Genomic DNA, 17,334 nt, shown 5'->3' with positions numbered 1-17,334 from the left:
ATTAAATCTAGAAAGGTTGAACATTTACAATAATATTTTCACGAAATGAAAACATTTCACTATGAATTGCAAGATTACTTTTCATTCTCTAATCGATAGATTGATTCTACGATTGCTTTAAAAATAGGTGTAACTGCATTTACATTGCTACTCGTTTCTATATCCACGACAACTAAAGCATATCTTGGATTTTCATATGGAAAATAACCTGCAAACCAACGATTCTCTTTCGTTCCTTTTCCTGTTTGTGCTGTCCCAGATTTTCCAGCAACGCTTAATGGTAATGAACTAAATGCTGCTCCTGTACCTTTCTCCGTTGTTACAACGCTCCTTAATAACTGTTGTAATGTTTTCACTGTTTCATATGAAAGCTGTTTCCCACCTAATGTATGGTCTTCAAATGTATAAAAATCCGTTCCATTTTTGTATATTATTTTTTCAACAGCTTTCACTTCCATCTTTTCTCCACCTCTAGCAATCGTCGCCATCATATTTGCAATCGCTAGAGGTGACATGCGTACATCTTTCTGTCCAATTGCTGTTTGCGCTACCGCCTTTTTACTATTCTTATTTCCTTCATTCCGCCAAATCGTAGCACTCTTCTCCTCTGGCATTTGTTCAAAATGAGTTGTATGAAATACAGAACCTCTCCATCCAACCTTATCAGCGCCTCCTAAAGCCGCTACATAAGTTTCTAACACCATCCTATCCTTTTGTATTAACTCGTTGCCTAACTCTGAAAATGTCCTGTTACAACTTCTAGCAAAGCTCTCTTTAAAACTAAGTGTACCCATCATAACTTTTGGGTGGTCTTCACCATATAAATCTTTATTACAATTAAATGCGCGATTAAAAACATTTTTATTTTGATCAATCACTGCCGCTGCAACTATTGTTTTAAAAACAGAACCGGGAAAATGTGGTGTTAACATTTGATTTTCAAGTGTAGTTTTATATAAACTCTCATCTTTCACCTGTACAGATGGTTTGCTGACCATCGCTAAAATTTCATTTTTCTTTACATCAAGTAGCACTACTCCTCCCTTCTTTATTTCACTTGCTTCAACTACTTCTTCTGCTTTCTTCTGTAACTCGTTATGTAAAGTAGTTTGAATCGTCACTGGATAAAATGGATTTCCAGGTGATGTATATTTCGCTTGTTTTCCAAAAATCGGTTCTCCTTGCCGGTCCACTTGATACAATACTTTTGCCTCTCCATCAGTCAAAAGAAATTCATCAAATGATTGCTGCAATCCTGAAATGCCAATCGGTGTTTGTTTTGAAATTTTTCTTACTTCTCCGTACCGTTTTTGAAATTCTCGTTCATTCTCACCCACATTGCCAATTAAATGATTCATCACGCTAGTTTGCCGCAAACGAACTTCAGCTGCTACAATGCCTAATATATTTAATTGATTCACCTTCTCCATCTGCTCTCGTGCCAAGCGAAATGGTCCATTTCCTCTTTGCATAATAAATGCACTTTTCTTATCTTTCATTTGACTTTCAATCTCTTGTCTCGACATACCAATGATATGCGCAATCTTCTCTAACATGTCATTTTTTATTTGTAGAAAGGGAAAAATAATTAAAACAGGATACTTTTTCTCACCTATTTCCTGACCATTACGATCTATAAAATGGCCTCGTCCATCATCTAACGTAATGGATTGCGTCCGCTGTGTAACACTTTTTTCAATTAAATTAATCTTACGATCCGTAAATGATTCCGTATCGATAATTTGTATTTGAATTAAACGACAAAGTAATATAAACATGACACATATAAAACAAATTAAAACAATTGTAATTCTCCGTTTTATTTTCATAAAAAAACACCTCGTCTATTATAGTTTGGACGGAGTGTTTCATCTTTTATACAAATAAAAAAATCACTCGCTTTTACACGAGTGATTTTTAATTATTTTACAGAGATAATCTCTACTTGCATTTCTCCACCTGGTGTTTGGATTGCTACCTTCTCACCAATTTGCTTACCTAATAAGCTTTTCGCGATTGGAGAATCGTTAGAAATTCTTCCTTCAAATGGATCTGCTTCCGCACTACCTACGATTGTGTAAGCTTCTTCATCTCCATTTGGTAATTCTTTAAATGTTACTGTCTTACCTAATGTAACAACAGTAGATTCTTCGCCATTATCTGTGATGATAACTGCGTTACGGATCATGTTTTCTAATTGTGTAATACGTCCTTCTACGAACGCTTGCTCATCTTTCGCTGCATCATACTCAGAGTTCTCAGAAAGATCTCCGAAGCTACGTGCAATCTTAATGCGCTCTACAACTTCTTTACGTTTTACCGTTTTTAAATCTTCAAGTTCGTTCTCTAGCTTTTGCTTACCCTCTTGCGTCATAGGGTATGTTTTTTCTGTTGCCATATTTTCCACTCCTTTTATATACCAATCCCCCGAAAAAAGAGGAGTTCCATATGAAAACTCCCCCGCTTATATGTAAAGCGGAGGTTTCTAGCACGCCTGTACTAGCGGAGTTGTCACATACAACCCCGTATTCCCAATTCTTCTTTATATAAAGAAGATATGTATGGAAAGTTGATATAAATATGCCCTCACCTATATATAGATGAGGTTGCATGTTTCATTGTATTCGATAGGAAGGGAAAAAATCCCTTCCTACCGTATATCTTTTACTATGCTATTACAAATTTACTTTTTGTTCAAGAATTGTTGCAATTTTTGTAACCATAATATCAATTGCAACGTGGTTTTGTCCACCTTCAGGGATAATAATATCCGCAAATTTCTTAGAAGGCTCAATAAATTGATTGTGCATTGGACGTACAACATTTACATATTGATCAATAACTGAATCCATCGTACGACCACGTTCTTTAATATCACGCTGCATGCGGCGTAAAATACGAAGGTCAGCATCTGTATCAACGAATAACTTAATGTCCATTAACTCACAAAGACGTGGGTCTTCTAAAATAAGAATTCCTTCTAAAATGATTACATCTTTCGGCTCAACTGGAATAATTTCATCTGAACGCGTATGCAATGTATAGTCATATACAGGTTTCTCTACTTGTTTATATGCAAGCAACTGCTGCAAATGTTCAATTAACAAATCATTATCAAACGCTAATGGATGATCATAATTTGTTTTTAAACGCTCTTCCATTGGTAAATGGCTTTGATCTTTGTAATAATAATCTTGCTCTAAGATTAAAATGGAATGACCTTTAAAATGGTCAAAAATCGCTTTCGTTACACTTGTCTTACCTGACCCTGAACCACCAGCAATTCCAATTACAACAGGCTTATTCGTCCCCATTCGACTATCACTCTTTCTTATTGAAGTATGCTTTTGCGCATCATATTATTCACATACACTGGTTGATCCACTTTGAATTTCACGATCTGCAACGGATGTCTCGCTGCATCTAATTCGTTTCCATCCTCATCCCAAATTTTCTCCACCGTCTGCGTAAAGTTTTCTATTTCTGGTCCAAAGAACTCCACTTCATGTCCTGGTTTGAAATGATTACGTTGCTCAATCGTTACGATGCCCGTTTCTTCATTATAATCTAACACTAAACCAGCGAAATCATACGTTGTTTTCTTACTATGATTTCCAAACATTTGCTCTTGATGTCCTGGAACCCCTTCAAAGAATGCAGGAGCTGTATCACGATTTGCACATTTATCAAGCTCATCTAACCATTCTTGCTTAAACTCAAAGTTATCAGGATCCGCACAATATGCATCAATTACTTTACGGTATACTGTCGCTACAGTAGCTACGTAATGGATTGATTTCATACGTCCTTCAACTTTTAAGCTATCAATTCCAATTTCAATCATTTTCGGAATTGATAAAATTAAATTTAAGTCTTTTGGACTCATTGCAAAGTGAGCATCTTCTTCTTGGAATAGAGGAAGCTCTTTCGCATCTTTATGTTGTGATACTGTTTGAACTAAATCATAATCCCAGCGACAAGATTGACAACAACCACCACGGTTAGAGTCACGCGCTGTCATATGGTTACTTAGCGTACATCTTCCTGAATATGCGATACACATTGCACCATGGACGAATGCTTCAATTTCAATATCCACTTTTTCTTTAATCTCTTTCATTTCTTCATAGCTTGCTTCACGAGCTAATACAAGACGATGTAAACCTTCTTCTTTCCAATACTGTGCTGCTTTCCAGTTGGATAGTGATTGCTGTGTGCTTAAATGCACCTCAACAGAAGGCGCTACACGTTTACAAGTCTCAATGATAAGCGGATCAGCAACGATAATTCCCGTTACGCCAGCTTTTTCAATCCCTTTTAAATATTCCTCTAGCCCGTCCATATTTTCATTATGTGCAAAGATATTTGTTGTTACATATATTTTTGCTCCATATTTCTTTGCAAATTCCACACCTTCTGCCATTTCTTCCAGTGTAAAGTTACCTGCATTCGAACGAAGACCAAATTCTTGTCCACCTAAATATACAGCATCTGCCCCGTAATGGATAGCTACTTTTAATTTTTCTAAGTTACCCGCAGGGATTAACAGTTCAGGTTTCTTCACAATAACGCGTTTGCCATCGATCACTCGTGAAATTTCTTGTACAGTCATTTCCTACACCCTCCTCGTTTAGTAAACCGTCTCTTTAAAGAAGAATCCTGTATCTAACGGACGATTCACCGGTTGCATTTCTTCTATCTCTTTATATAAGTCGTCTTTCACGTCGTAATACGCATCACGATCTTCTACACATAAATCAATTGCTTTACGATATTTCTTCGTTACCTCAATAATGTATGCAGAGCTTTTTAGTACACCATCAACTTTTAAGCTATCAATTTCAGCATCAATTAGCTCTTCTAACTCATCGATGAAACAAATATCATTTGGACTCATAATGTGAGTACCATTTTCATCTTCATAAATTGGATATTTATTGTTACGCTCTGGGTCATATAAGAACATATTCTCTTCATATTTTTTCTTTTCGATGTCAAGATGACGTCCTTGATACTCAAAGTAGTTTCCTACTAACGAACGCTTCGACTGGAACATACAAGTCATACCGTGAATTTGCACTTCAAGTTCCACTTCAGCATTTTCTTTTAATTCAACAATTTCATCTAAGCTAAGCTCGCGAGCTAATACAGCACGTTTTGCTCCTCTTTGTCCCCAGTAGTTACAAGTAAACCAGTTTGTTGCTGTTGTTTCTGTATTCCAGTGCAATTGCATATTTGGCGCTACTTCGCGAACCGCCATTAATACTGCTGGGTCTCCAAAAACAATTGCATCTACATGTACTTCGTTTAAAAATGCAACATAGTCTGTTAATTCTTCTACTTTATCGTTGTGGAACATAGCGTTCATTGCTACGTATACTTTTACACCATTTTCATGTGCAATCTTCACAGCTTGTTTCACATCTTCACGTGAAAATTCCCCTGCTAAACGTAAACCAAACTTTTGCTCACCGATCATTACCGCATCTGCTCCTGCTTTCGCAAGAGGTTCGATATCCGCCACTGCTTTTGGTGTTACTAACAATTCTGGTTTCTTCATACCTTGGTCACCCTTTCTTTTTACTAACAGCTACTCCATCACCAATTGGGAAAATCGTTGTATCATATCCTTCATGGTTCATAAGCCATTCATTGTACGTCTTAATACGACGGATTAAACCACGTGTACGTCTGTTTTCAATTTTCTCTTTTGTCGTTACAAGGCCATGGTACATAACATTATCTGAAATAATTACGCCACCAGGATTTAATAACGGTTCATATAAATCAAAAAAGCGACGATATTGTCCTTTTGCTGCATCAATAAAAATAACGTCAAATGTTCCATGTTCTTCTACTTGCTCGCCTGTTTCTAACGCATCACCATAAATAACGGAAATACGCTCTTTAACTGGTGAACGTTCTATATATTCAAGTGCTTTTTCATATCGATCGCGATTGCGCTCAACTGTCACAATGCGAGAATTTGGAATAGCTTGCATCATACGAATGCTAGAATAGCCAATTGCTGTACCAAGCTCTAAAATACTCTTCGGTCCAATTAAACGTAAAAATTGCAACATAAATTCCATTCCAAGTCGATCCATAATTGGCACATGATTTTCTTTCGCATAGTCTTCCATTTCAAGAATTAATTTATCTTTCGGATCAATAAATGATAATAGGTACTCGTTAACTGCATCCTCCATAATGGTCCTCCTTATTTACATGGAGAAGTGCCTCTATGACGTCTTTTCACACATAGAATGCAATAAAAATACAAGCCAGCTTTACCCTTAGCTTGTACGTCCCGTTTTGATATTAAAAACGATTCTTCTGCCAGTTTTTAACCCGATATATTTTACCACAAAAAAGAGGGATGTGCGACCTTTTTCGCTATCCCTCCCCATTTCACTGCTTTTTCGTAATATATTTTTGCTTTAATGCATTATGCTCTTCCAATGTTTTCGCATAATACACTTCACCAGTTGGTGCAGCTAAGAAATAATAATACTCTGTTTGCGCAGGTTCTAACGCCGCTTCCACTGAATGTTTGCCAGAGTTTGCAATCGGACCGACAGGCAATCCTTTCACAACATACGTATTGTACGGTGAGTTAACCTTTAAATCTTCGTATAACACACGTTGTTTATGCTTTCCAAGTGCATATAATACCGTCGGATCAGTTTGCAGTGTCATGCCTTTTGCTAAACGATTATAAAAGACACTAGAGATCTTTTGACGATCTGTAAAGCCTGTTGCCTCTTCTTCAATAAGTGAAGAAAATGTTAAAAGCTGGTGAACATCCCAGTTTTTCGCTTTCATTTTTGCCTCGTTTTGAACAATGATTGCATTCGTTTTTTCAAGCATTGGAATTACAACTTCTTCTAACGTCGTATCTTTTTTATAGAAAGAGTACGTCGCAGGATATAAATAACCTTCTAATGGATATTTAATATTGCTATCAAAGATTTTATCGGTTAACAACTTTGGATACTTTTGCTGCATTTTTTGAATAAATGCTTTATCGTTTAATTGACGTACGACATCATCTTTATTCCACTTTAATTCGTTTGCAACCGTTTCTGCAATTTCAGTTACTTGTGCTCCTTCTTTTATCGTCACTTTATAAAGAGCTGGACGATGTACATTACCAGATGACATTTGCTCCATTACATCTTTCGCACTCATTGAAGGATTTAATAAATATGTACCCGCTTGTAAATTTTTAGATTTAGCCTTTGTATAAAAACTAAAAACTGTACCGTTTTTCACAGCACCTTTTTCTTCTAAAATCTCACCAATTTTACTAGTAGATGATCCCTTTGGAATTTCTACTTCAATCTCTTTTTTATTCCCGCTATCAACTGGTCCTAATGCGGATGAAATATACGCATAGACTGAACCACAAACTAAAAGCAGTGCAATAATCGAAAATAAAAAAATGCGTCTACGCTTCTTTTTCACTTGATTCTCTATCAAAACTCTTCCTCCTTATTCAATTGTAGGCCATATGTACATCTTTCTATACAACATGATGAAAAATCACAATAAACTTACCTATCATTTTTGACAGATATTTTATTTTTCTACAATCCGTCTCATTATACTACAAAGGATTACGCAGTTTCGACAAAAAATCTTTCATTTTACATATAAAAAAAGGTGGACGATATATCGTCCACCTTTTCAGTACTTATTATTCAGCTTCTTGCTCATCAGCTAGAGTGTTGAACATTTCTTGTACCATTTCCCACTCTTCTTCAGATTCGATTGGAAGTAAAGTTCCGCCCTCTTCTTCATTTTGCTCATAAGCCATTGCATCATAAATTTGGTCTCCATCTTCGTCTACTTCACCGATTGGAGAGAAGACTACGTATGATTTTTTGCCAAATTTTTCAGCGTCAAAAGTGAAAATAATTTCACATAAATGTTCGTTACCTTTTTCGTCTACAATTGTAATTTGATTTTCTTCCATTTTGGTCACCTCTTATTTACTATCTAAAAATCCTTGTAAGATTACGACTGCAGCCATCTTATCAATTACTTGCTTTCGCTTCTTACGGCTTACATCGGCTGAAATGAGTAGACGTTCCGCTGCCATCGTTGACAAACGCTCGTCCCACATTACAACGTCTAATTGTAACAGCTCTCGTAGGTTTTCTGCAAATTGTTGGCATGCTTCACCACGCGGGCCAATTGTACCATTCATATTTTTAGGTAAACCTACTACTATCTTGTCCACATCATACTGTTTTACTAACTCAGAAATGCGGTCAAAACCAAATTGACCTCGTTCTTCGTTAATCTTGATTGTTTCAAGCCCTTGCGCTGTCCAGCCCATTTCGTCACTAATTGCAACTCCGACTGTTTTTGTACCTACATCTAAACCTAATATCCGCATAAATTACTCCTCACGATGATGTTTCAAGTAAGACTTCACAAGCTCTTCAATTAATTCATCACGTTCAAGCTTGCGAATGATGCTTCGTGCATCTTTATGGCGAGGTATGTATGCTGGGTCTCCACTTAATAAATAACCGACGATTTGGTTAATCGGATTATAGCCTTTTTCTTGAAGTGCATCATACACAGTTAAAAGTACATCATTTACATGGACACTCTGTTTTTCATCTTGAATGCTAAACTTCATTGTTTTATCAAAACCGTCCATTTCAAGCACCTCACTTATATAGTAAGTATAGGGAGAAGAACTTCTCCTCTCCCTACCATTGTACACTACTATCTCTTTATTTTGAAACAGATTTAACGTACTCTTGTACAAATGCTAAAGCTTCCTCAACTTGCGCTGGGTTTTTACCGCCCGCTTGTGCCATATCAGGACGGCCGCCACCGCCACCGCCACAACGAGAAGCTACTTCTTTCACAAGTTTACCAGCATGGTATCCTTGGCTAATTAAATCTTTCGTTACGCCAGCTAAGATGTTTACTTTATCATCATTTACAGATGCTAATACGACAACTGCAGATTCTAATTTATTTTTCAGGTCATCCATCATCGTACGTAAGTTGTTCATATCTGCAACATTTACTTTTGCCGCTAATACGTTCACGCCATCAACTGTCATTACTGAATCAGTTAAGTTTCCAGCTTCAATATTGCTTAATTTTGCTGCAAGAGATTCGTTTTCTTTTTGTAGTTGTTTTACTTCAGCGAATAAACCATCTACTCTTGTTAAAATATCTTTCGGATTTGTTTTCATTTTTCCAGCTGCTTCTTTTAATAAACCTACTTGATCGTTCATTAATTCATAAGCAGACTTACCAGTTACTGCTTCAATACGACGAGTTCCTGCACCGATACCTGACTCAGCAACGATTTTGAAAATACCGATAGAAGCTGTGTTATCAACGTGACAACCACCGCAAAGCTCTAAGCTATAATCGCCAACTTGTACAACGCGTACAACATCACCATATTTTTCACCGAATAATGCCATTGCGCCCATTTCTTTCGCTTCTTCGATTGCTTTTTGAGAAATCTCAACATCAATACTTTCCCAAATTTTCTCGTTTACAATACGCTCAATTTTTTCTAATTCGTCAGCTTGTACTTGACCGAAGTGAGAGAAGTCAAAGCGTAAACGTTCAGAAGTTACAAGAGAACCCGCTTGGTTAACGTGCGTTCCAAGTACATCTTTTAATGCTTGGTGTAGTAAGTGAGTTGCTGTATGGTTTTTCACAACACTACTACGGTTTTTCGTATCGATAATAGCTTTTACAGCTGCATCTTTCGTTAACGTACCTTCTTCCACAACAACTTTGTGCAAGTTTTGGCCGTTTGGTGCCTTTTGTACGTCTTTTACAAGAACTTTCACGCCATCAGCAAGAAGATAACCACGGTCTGCAATTTGTCCACCGCTCTCAGCATAGAATGGTGTTACATCAAGCATTAATTGCCCTTCTTCACCAACTTGTAAGCTGTCTGTGTATTCACCGTTTTTCACAAGTGCAACAACGTTACTTTCTGTTGCAACTGTACCGTAACCAACGAACTCGCTCGCTACTTTCACTTCTCCAAGGACACCGCCTTGAACTTGCATAGAATCAACATCTTGACGAGCAGCACGTGCGCGCTCACGTTGTTTTTCCATTTCATTTTCAAAGCCTTCATGATCAACTGTCATACCAGCTTCTTCTGCATATTCTTCTGTTAATTCAATTGGGAAGCCGTATGTGTCATATAGACGGAACGCATCTACTCCAGAAATAACAGTTGTTTTTTCTTCTTTAGCTTTTGCGATAACTTCAGCTAAAATTGCTTCCCCATCATGAAGTGTTTCATGGAAACGCTCTTCTTCATTTTTCACAACTTTTGCGATGAAATCTTTCTTTTCAAGTACTTCTGGATAGAAGTCTTTCATTACTTCTCCAACAACCGGTACTAATTCAAACATGAACGGACGGTTAATGTTTAATTTCTTAGAGTAACGAACAGCACGGCGTAATAAACGACGTAACACATAACCACGGCCTTCATTAGATGGAAGAGCACCGTCACCAACAGCGAATGTTACTGTACGGATATGGTCAGCGATTACTTTAAACGCCATATCTTTTTCTAAGTCACCATTACGATATTTCTCGCCAGAGATTGTTTCTGTTGCACCAATCATTGGCATGAATAAGTCTGTGTCAAAGTTTGTAGGCACATCTTGAACGATAGATGTCATACGCTCTAGACCCATCCCTGTATCGATGTTTTTCTTAGGAAGTGGTGTATATGAACCGTCTGGATTATGGTTAAATTGAGAGAATACAAGGTTCCATACTTCTAAGTAACGCTCGTTTTCTCCGCCTGGATATAATTCTGGGTCACTAAAGTCATTACCGTAAGCTTCTCCGCGGTCATAGAAAATCTCTGTATTCGGTCCACTTGGTCCTTCACCGATATCCCAGAAGTTTTCTTCTAAACGGATAATACGCTCTTTTGGAACACCCATTTTCTCATTCCAAATTGTGAATGCTTCTTCATCTTCTGGATGAATTGTAACGGATAGTAATTCTTTATCGAATCCAATCCATTTGTCGCTCGTTAAAAATTCCCAAGCCCAAGTAATTGCTTCTTCTTTGAAGTAATCACCGATTGAGAAGTTCCCTAACATTTCAAAGAATGTATGGTGACGAGCTGTTTTCCCTACGTTTTCAATATCGTTTGTACGAATTGATTTTTGAGCATTTGTAATACGTGGATTTTGCGGGATTACACGTCCATCAAAATATTTTTTTAATGTTGCTACACCACTGTTAATCCATAGAAGAGATGGATCTTCATGTGGAACTAGTGATGCACTAGGTTCTACTGCATGTCCTTTTTCTTGGAAAAAGTCTAAAAACATTTGACGAATTTGTGCGCCTGTTAGTTGTTTCATTGTATTTTCCTCCTTAAATATAAAAAACTCCCGCCCCTATAAAAGGGACGAGAGTTAACTCGCGATACCACCCTAATTATGAATTGATTACTATAACAATCAATTCATCACCTCATGGTGCCGTAACGTGGCAAGACGGCAGTGATTAGCTGCTCTCAGGATTAGCTTTCTGTTACCCTTCATTTAAAGCTTCTTTCAGCCATATGGAAGCTTCTCTCTATAAATGGACTGTAACGTACTTGTTCCATCATTGATTTAATGTATTATATGACTAAATATAATAGAATTCTCTTAAGTTTGTCAATGTAGATAATCATTTATATTATATCAATTACTTATTAATCATAGCTATTCTACTATTCATTCTTAACAGCCTTTTCATATATTATGCATGTATTAACAAATTGTACTACTCCCACGTACTTTTCTGAATATTTTATTTTTGTTATAATTAAATTATTAATAATAAAGGAGCGATTATAATGACGACCTTATTGAACAAAGCTAAAAATATGTTAACGACTGATGAAACAATATTGTTTTACGTAGCCTGTTCACTAGACATATTTATTTATCGTTCCGTCGCAAGGCCAGGATTGCTAATTTTAACAGACAAACGGCTCTTCTTTTATGGACCAGATGTAAGTAAGAACCCTTTATTTGAAGAGTACGCTTTCGCGAAAATTTCAAATTTAAAAGAACAAAAGCGGCTTTTCAGCAATCAAATTGTATTTATGTACGATAATGAATGGAAAAAAATAAAACATATTCAAACAAATGATGTAAGCTCTCTCCTTCAAAAAATAAACGAGCAACTCTCTAAATAATGATAGCCCTCTACTTTTATAAGTAGAGGGCCTTCCTATTACACATCTTCTTTTTTCCAAAGAGGCCTTACATGAACGATTACTGTACGAATGACCGCTAAAATAGGAACTGATATTAATAACCCTACAATTCCTGCCACTTCTCCCCCAACTAATAATGCAAGCATAATAATAACAGGATGCATGCGAAGCGACTTACCAACGATATAAGGGGATAAAATGTTACTTTCTACGAATTGCAAAATAGCAATCGTAATCCCCGCTTTAATGAGTAAACTTGTTGATACCGTTGCTGCAATCATCAACGCTGGAATCGCTCCTAAAATAGGGCCAAAGTATGGGATTATATCTGTTATCCCGATGATGATGCCAAGTAATAATGGATATTTCATACCGATAAACCAAAAAGAAAGAACCGATACTCCTCCTAATACTAAACAAACGAATAACTGTCCGCGAATATAACTTCCGAGTGACTTATCAATTTCTTTCGCCAACATTTGCCCCGTACTACGCCACTTACTCGGGACTAGTTTCCAAAAGATATGATAAAACTCGCCGTAATCTTTTAATATGTAAAATACAATGAACGGAATTAAGAAAATAATGAGTAACGAATCTAGTACACCACGAGCTGTGCTCATCACTTTATTTAAAAGCGCTTGTATCTTCGTCTCTACTCCGACAAAAATTTGTTTCACCTTTTCATGAATAAATGACGGGAAATTCGCTGTTTGTTCTGTAACACCATCCATCCACGAATCATACATCTTTGTAAACTGCGGGAATTGTTCATTGATTTCTTGTAATTGCTTAATCACAACCGGAGTTCCTTTGTAAATTCCATAACCAATTCCACCAAAGAAAAGGATGTAAATAAGCAAAATAGCGAGTGTGCGCGGCATCCCTTCCTTATGAATTTTTTCAATTAAAGGATGCAATAAATACGCAATAAAACATGCAATAAGAAACGGTGTAATGGCCACTTTACATACAAAAATAATCGGTGCCCATAGCGGCTTAATTTTTAAAAAGACGAGCAAACAAAGAAAGACAAGCAACAATAATCCTAAACGGTATATCCAAATGATTTTAAGATTCTTCACACGAAAAACCTCCTCCACCTTTATTGTGAAAATAAATAGGGTAGGTTATGTGCAAAAGTTTTAAAATCTTTTTGTGCAGACCATACTGTTTTGTAAAGACGTACATATACATAACGTAACAAGGACAACCACCCCTGAGAATGCAACATGAAACAATATAATCAGGAGGGCTCATAATGGTTTTATTTATGCTCATATTATCTGCACTTTTTATGATTCTTGAATGGATTTGTATCGGGTTTGGTATTTGGAAAGGTTTTTTTGTTCGTTCCTCACGAAAAGAAAAAGCGAAGCAATTATTTCATTACGGAATGCTTGGCGTTGGATGTTACGGCCTATCTTATCTCTTCTCTGAAATTGGACTTTTATATTTGCATACAAGTGCATAAAAAACTCCCTTATCATGAAGGGAGTTTTTTACACTTATAAATAAGATTTAATCATCTTACGTGCTTTTTTCATATTGCGTTTTGAAAATACATCTTGTTTGCGAGCATATTGATATGCTGCCGCTCCAACACCTAATGCGATTAATGAATTGCGTAGATTCAAAGTAAATCCCCCTTTTCGTTATCCGATCGTTCTTTCATTCTCATCAAATAAATCATCAAGAGAGCTTAGTGAACCATCTTCTTCTACTTGATGCGTATGGATTTTCCCCTTTGAAACCGATAATTCGATATAACAATTCCAGCAATAAAATTGGTTGACACCTATTTTTCCAATGTCTTTCCCTTTGCAATTTGGACAAATAAACATATGGCGTTCATCTCCTTACAGTCTCCCGGATTCTATTCGCCATTATGTCCAAACTGCATTCATTTATACATTGCTGGAGCCTTTCAACGTTATACGTTTGAAAGTTTCACTATATAATTTCACCTTGTTACATGAAATCATACGGTGAAATGTTTTCCACGTCCATTTCTTCGCCATTAACCGTTACCATCTGTACTTCTCCTTGTGATTCTTGCAAGCGGCTAGCTAAAGTCGTTTGACGCATTGCATCATCAAGGCGATTTACACCAGACTGAAAAGCAGCTTCCTCCCCGCAAATAATAAGGAACTTCTTACTTCTTGTAATACCAGTATAAATTAAATTACGACGTAACATACGATTATAACTTTTCACTATCGGCATAATCACAATCGGAAACTCACTACCTTGCGATTTATGAATGGAACAGCAATAAGCATGTGTAATTTGATTTAAATCTGGTTTTGTATATGTTACCTCAATTCCATCAAATGAAACGATAATCATATCTTGTTGCTCAACGTTTTCTTTCGCATAAAACACCGAAACAATTTCGCCGATATCACCATTAAATACTTGGCTCTCCGGCTGATTAACGAGTTGTAAAACTTTATCGCCTCTTCGGTATACAACATCACCGTAAGCAATTTCTTTACTCTTTTCTCTTTTCGGATTAAACACTTCTTGCAACGCTTCGTTTAGTACATTAATACCAGCCGGTCCACGATACATCGGGGCCAATACTTGTACATCTCTTGCGCTAAACCCTTTTGTCTTAGCGTTTTCGCAAACCTTCTTAACAACCTCAACAATTTGAGCTCCTGTGCAGCCGATAAATGAACGATCTTTTTGATTTTGCGCTAAATCTGGTGGGAGCGTTCCATTTTTTATCGCATGGGCAAGTTGAATCACTGATGAACCTTCCGCTTGACGATAAATTTCAGTAAGCTTTACTGTTGGAACTGCACCTGCATTTAATAAATCTTTCAATACTTGCCCAGGTCCTACAGATGGTAATTGATCTTCATCGCCTACAACGATAACTTGAATGTTAGTCGGCAATGACTTAAACAGCTGATTTGCAAGCCAAATATCAACCATTGAAAATTCATCAATAATGAGTAATTTCCCTTGTACCGGATCTGTTTCATTACGCTGGAAAGACCCTTCTGGCGTCCATCCAAGTAAACGGTGAATTGTGCAAGCTGGAAGCCCTGTTGATTCACTCATTCGCTTCGCTGCTCTTCCTGTTGGAGCTGTTAATAGTATCGGAAATGGATTATCATCACTATATTCATTCGGATTTAACGATAGCCCGTGAAGTGACGCATACATTTCAACAATTCCTTTAATAACTGTTGTTTTTCCCGTTCCTGGTCCACCCGTCAATAACATCATCGGTTTATGAAGTGCCGTTTGAATTGCTTCTTGCTGAAGCGGTGCATACTGTACGTTCAATTGTTCTTCAATTTCACCTAACGTCTTTAACACTTCTGCTTCAGGAAATGAAGGTGTTTCTTCCTGATTCATGAGCCTGCGAATAGACTTTACAACACCTTTTTCAGAATAGAATAACGATGCCAAATATACTCGCTCTTCTTCGATGATGACTTTCCCTTCACTTTGCATCATTTCAATACAGCTTATAATGTCTTCCTCTGTCACTCTTCCTTCTTGATTATTTAAAAGTGACATCGTTTCTCTCATAAGTTGATCTTTTCTCATATAAACGTGACCAAGTTGTAATGATACATTCTCTAACGTATAAAAACATCCCGCGCGTACACGATCATCATGATTACCCGATATACCTAACGCACGTCCGATATCATCTGCTCTTCCAAATCCAATCCCATCCACTTCTTCAATAAGCTGATATGGGTTATTCCGAATCACTTCTAATGTCATCTCTTTATACTGCTGATAAATCTTAATAGAAAGCTTCGTTCCAAAACCGTAACCATTTAAAAAACTCATTACTTTCTCTAATCCTTGATGTTCAACAATTGTCTCATATATTTCTTGCGCTTTTTGTTTGTTAACAACACCGTTTAAAGCCTCAGGATCATCCATAATTTTAGAAATAGCATGTTCCCCTAGATGGTCCACAATTTTTTCAGCTGTACGTTTTCCTATCCCTTTAAATAAATCACTCGCTAAATATTGCACCATACCTGCTTTTGTTTGCGGCAATTCTTTCTTAAACGTTTCAACTAAATATTGTTTCCCATACTTCGGATGGTCTTTAAAATGTCCTGTCAACGTAAACACTTCATCTTCATGCATGCGGGGAAAATGACCGTTTATCATCACTTTTTTTTCGTCGTACGTTTCATTCGTTTCAATGACTTTCATACTGACAACGGAATAGAGGTTTTCTTCGTTGTGGAAAATGGTATGAAGAACTTGCGCTTTTATAAACTTTTTCTCTTCCTCAAACAAATCCATTGCATGTTGATTTCCCATCTTTCCTCTCCTTTCCGGTTTCGTTTCACTTTAATGAGCAGTACATCCCCCACCTCTTTAGATGAGGGATAACTACCCATTAAACAATATTTTTCTTATTCAGCTTCTTGCTCTAATAAACGAACACCATTACCAGCTAAAAAGTGATCTGGCTGAATTTCAGTTGCTTTCTTAAATAAAGCAAGAGCCTTCTCGTTATTTTCTTCAAACACGTACGCAACACCTAAATTATAATACGCATCCGCATGCTCTTCATCCATTTCTAATACCTTTTCAAAATAAGGTTTCGCCTCTTGAATATGTTCTAATCGTGCAAAACAAAGTCCGCACTGGAACACAGCTTCTACATCGTTTTCATCTAATTCTGTTGCTCTTTGTAAAAACGGCAGTGCTAGACGATCATTTCCAAGTTGCACATGCGTAATACCTAGCATAAATGTTACATCAGCTGATTGTAATCCAGCTTGCATCGCTTGTTCAAATACAGCTTTCGCCTCTGCAAATTGCTCTTGACCGTAATATACGTTCCCTAATCCATAATAAGCAGCCGCAGATTTATCATCTAACTCTAATGCACGTTTATAAAATAAAATTGCTCTCTCACTGTCACCTAATACATCTAATAAGTTTGCAAAATTAATATACCCAAGCGCATCTTTCGGATTTTCTTCGATTGCTTCTGTGAAATTTTTAGCAGCTTCTTCCCAGTTTCCTTCTTGCATATATTGAATACCTGTTTCAAGTTTGTTTGACATGTCCTTCACCTCTACAACAAATTATAACAA

General features: G+C 36.9%; 18 protein-coding genes and 1 other annotated feature. Of the genes, 2 read left to right on the top strand and 16 right to left on the bottom strand.

What is annotated here, in order from left to right:
- Positions 1-74: 74 nt before the first annotated feature.
- The 11 genes from MR147_RS20890 to alaS form a co-directional block, all read right to left on the bottom strand.
- Positions 75-1,829 carry a peptidoglycan D,D-transpeptidase FtsI family protein gene (locus tag MR147_RS20890; RefSeq protein ID WP_242304689.1) on the bottom strand — a complete coding sequence of 585 codons (1,755 nt, stop codon included), beginning with the start codon at positions 1,827-1,829 and terminating at the stop codon, positions 75-77.
- Positions 1,830-1,921: 92 nt separating this feature from the next.
- Positions 1,922-2,398: a transcription elongation factor GreA gene (gene greA, locus MR147_RS20885; RefSeq protein ID WP_000179966.1), complete on the bottom strand. Its 477-nt coding sequence runs from the start codon at positions 2,396-2,398 to the stop codon at positions 1,922-1,924.
- Positions 2,399-2,675: 277 nt separating this feature from the next.
- The gene (gene udk / locus MR147_RS20880; RefSeq protein WP_000537087.1) at positions 2,676-3,314 is read right to left on the bottom strand and encodes a uridine kinase; all 639 of its coding nucleotides are present in this window, start codon (positions 3,312-3,314) and stop codon (positions 2,676-2,678) included.
- A gap of 17 nt (positions 3,315-3,331) precedes the next feature.
- On the bottom strand, positions 3,332-4,612 hold the full coding sequence (locus MR147_RS20875) for a peptidase U32 family protein (RefSeq protein ID WP_000217969.1): 1,281 nt from the start codon (positions 4,610-4,612) through the stop codon (positions 3,332-3,334).
- Positions 4,613-4,630: 18 nt separating this feature from the next.
- On the bottom strand, positions 4,631-5,560 hold the full coding sequence (locus tag MR147_RS20870; protein ID WP_000742781.1) for a peptidase U32 family protein: 930 nt from the start codon (positions 5,558-5,560) through the stop codon (positions 4,631-4,633).
- Positions 5,561-5,567: 7 nt separating this feature from the next.
- Positions 5,568-6,209, bottom strand: a complete 642-nt coding sequence (locus tag MR147_RS20865) for an O-methyltransferase (protein WP_000389089.1) — start codon at positions 6,207-6,209, stop codon at positions 5,568-5,570.
- Positions 6,210-6,411: 202 nt separating this feature from the next.
- Positions 6,412-7,482, bottom strand: coding sequence for an endolytic transglycosylase MltG (mltG, locus tag MR147_RS20860; RefSeq protein ID WP_242304687.1), 1,071 nt, complete (start codon positions 7,480-7,482; stop codon positions 6,412-6,414).
- Between the two features lie 217 nt (positions 7,483-7,699).
- Positions 7,700-7,978 carry a DUF1292 domain-containing protein gene (locus MR147_RS20855; RefSeq protein WP_000392247.1) on the bottom strand — a complete coding sequence of 93 codons (279 nt, stop codon included), beginning with the start codon at positions 7,976-7,978 and terminating at the stop codon, positions 7,700-7,702.
- Positions 7,979-7,990: 12 nt separating this feature from the next.
- Positions 7,991-8,404: a Holliday junction resolvase RuvX gene (gene ruvX / locus MR147_RS20850; protein ID WP_001221197.1), complete on the bottom strand. Its 414-nt coding sequence runs from the start codon at positions 8,402-8,404 to the stop codon at positions 7,991-7,993.
- A 3-nt stretch (positions 8,405-8,407) separates the two neighbouring features.
- Positions 8,408-8,674 (bottom strand): IreB family regulatory phosphoprotein, encoded by a 267-nt coding sequence (locus MR147_RS20845; protein ID WP_000348590.1) that lies wholly within the window; start codon positions 8,672-8,674, stop codon positions 8,408-8,410.
- A 76-nt stretch (positions 8,675-8,750) separates the two neighbouring features.
- Complete coding sequence (gene alaS / locus MR147_RS20840; protein ID WP_000811836.1) at positions 8,751-11,393, bottom strand: alanine--tRNA ligase; 2,643 nt, start codon at positions 11,391-11,393, stop codon at positions 8,751-8,753.
- A gap of 40 nt (positions 11,394-11,433) precedes the next feature.
- Positions 11,434-11,653, bottom strand: a binding site (T-box leader).
- A gap of 222 nt (positions 11,654-11,875) precedes the next feature.
- Between alaS and MR147_RS20835 the strand changes: the two genes are divergently transcribed.
- Positions 11,876-12,220 carry a PH domain-containing protein gene (locus tag MR147_RS20835; protein ID WP_098946824.1) on the top strand — a complete coding sequence of 115 codons (345 nt, stop codon included), beginning with the start codon at positions 11,876-11,878 and terminating at the stop codon, positions 12,218-12,220.
- Between the two features lie 38 nt (positions 12,221-12,258).
- Here MR147_RS20835 and MR147_RS20830 read toward each other — a convergent pair whose 3' ends face one another.
- Positions 12,259-13,326 (bottom strand): AI-2E family transporter, encoded by a 1,068-nt coding sequence (locus MR147_RS20830; RefSeq protein WP_000793117.1) that lies wholly within the window; start codon positions 13,324-13,326, stop codon positions 12,259-12,261.
- Positions 13,327-13,502: 176 nt separating this feature from the next.
- Here MR147_RS20830 and MR147_RS20825 point away from each other — a divergent pair, with 176 nt between their 5' ends.
- On the top strand, positions 13,503-13,715 hold the full coding sequence (locus tag MR147_RS20825; RefSeq protein WP_000242545.1) for a hypothetical protein: 213 nt from the start codon (positions 13,503-13,505) through the stop codon (positions 13,713-13,715).
- 34 nt (positions 13,716-13,749) lie between these two features.
- On the opposite strand, the gene MR147_RS20820 is transcribed toward MR147_RS20825, so the two are convergent.
- The 4 genes from MR147_RS20820 to MR147_RS20805 all read right to left on the bottom strand — a co-directional run bounded on the left by MR147_RS20820 (position 13,750) and on the right by MR147_RS20805 (position 17,304).
- On the bottom strand, positions 13,750-13,878 hold the full coding sequence (locus MR147_RS20820) for a YrzQ family protein (protein ID WP_001053553.1): 129 nt from the start codon (positions 13,876-13,878) through the stop codon (positions 13,750-13,752).
- Between the two features lie 18 nt (positions 13,879-13,896).
- On the bottom strand, positions 13,897-14,085 hold the full coding sequence (locus MR147_RS20815; protein WP_000469281.1) for a hypothetical protein: 189 nt from the start codon (positions 14,083-14,085) through the stop codon (positions 13,897-13,899).
- 127 nt (positions 14,086-14,212) lie between these two features.
- Entirely contained in the window at positions 14,213-16,549 is a 2,337-nt protein-coding gene (gene recD2, locus MR147_RS20810) for an SF1B family DNA helicase RecD2 (RefSeq protein WP_074607709.1), read from the bottom strand.
- A gap of 95 nt (positions 16,550-16,644) precedes the next feature.
- Positions 16,645-17,304, bottom strand: a complete 660-nt coding sequence (locus MR147_RS20805; protein ID WP_000066395.1) for a tetratricopeptide repeat protein — start codon at positions 17,302-17,304, stop codon at positions 16,645-16,647.
- Between the last annotated feature and the right edge of the window lie 30 nt (positions 17,305-17,334).

The sequence above is a fragment of the Bacillus cereus group sp. BfR-BA-01350 genome (genome assembly GCF_022663775.1).
Classification (GTDB): domain Bacteria; phylum Bacillota; class Bacilli; order Bacillales; family Bacillaceae_G; genus Bacillus_A; species Bacillus_A paranthracis.
This window is presented reverse-complemented; position numbering and strand designations above follow the sequence as displayed.

What these genes read in the sequence shown, in the direction of transcription:
- ruvX (WP_001221197.1), bottom strand. Translation starts at nt 8,404, where the DNA reads ATGCGGATATTAGGTTTAGATGTAGGTACAAAAACAGTCGGAGTTGCA.
- alaS (WP_000811836.1), bottom strand. Translation starts at nt 11,393, where the DNA reads ATGAAACAACTAACAGGCGCACAAATTCGTCAAATGTTTTTAGACTTT.
- MR147_RS20805 (WP_000066395.1), bottom strand. Translation starts at nt 17,304, where the DNA reads ATGTCAAACAAACTTGAAACAGGTATTCAATATATGCAAGAAGGAAAC.
- MR147_RS20815 (WP_000469281.1), bottom strand. Translation starts at nt 14,085, where the DNA reads ATGTTTATTTGTCCAAATTGCAAAGGGAAAGACATTGGAAAAATAGGT.
- MR147_RS20825 (WP_000242545.1), top strand. Translation starts at nt 13,503, where the DNA reads ATGGTTTTATTTATGCTCATATTATCTGCACTTTTTATGATTCTTGAA.
- MR147_RS20865 (WP_000389089.1), bottom strand. Translation starts at nt 6,209, where the DNA reads ATGGAGGATGCAGTTAACGAGTACCTATTATCATTTATTGATCCGAAA.
- greA (WP_000179966.1), bottom strand. Translation starts at nt 2,398, where the DNA reads ATGGCAACAGAAAAAACATACCCTATGACGCAAGAGGGTAAGCAAAAG.
- MR147_RS20845 (WP_000348590.1), bottom strand. Translation starts at nt 8,674, where the DNA reads ATGGACGGTTTTGATAAAACAATGAAGTTTAGCATTCAAGATGAAAAA.
- MR147_RS20855 (WP_000392247.1), bottom strand. Translation starts at nt 7,978, where the DNA reads ATGGAAGAAAATCAAATTACAATTGTAGACGAAAAAGGTAACGAACAT.
- MR147_RS20835 (WP_098946824.1), top strand. Translation starts at nt 11,876, where the DNA reads ATGACGACCTTATTGAACAAAGCTAAAAATATGTTAACGACTGATGAA.
- MR147_RS20875 (WP_000217969.1), bottom strand. Translation starts at nt 4,612, where the DNA reads ATGACTGTACAAGAAATTTCACGAGTGATCGATGGCAAACGCGTTATT.
- udk (WP_000537087.1), bottom strand. Translation starts at nt 3,314, where the DNA reads ATGGGGACGAATAAGCCTGTTGTAATTGGAATTGCTGGTGGTTCAGGG.
- MR147_RS20870 (WP_000742781.1), bottom strand. Translation starts at nt 5,560, where the DNA reads ATGAAGAAACCAGAATTGTTAGTAACACCAAAAGCAGTGGCGGATATC.
- MR147_RS20890 (WP_242304689.1), bottom strand. Translation starts at nt 1,829, where the DNA reads ATGAAAATAAAACGGAGAATTACAATTGTTTTAATTTGTTTTATATGT.
- recD2 (WP_074607709.1), bottom strand. Translation starts at nt 16,549, where the DNA reads ATGGGAAATCAACATGCAATGGATTTGTTTGAGGAAGAGAAAAAGTTT.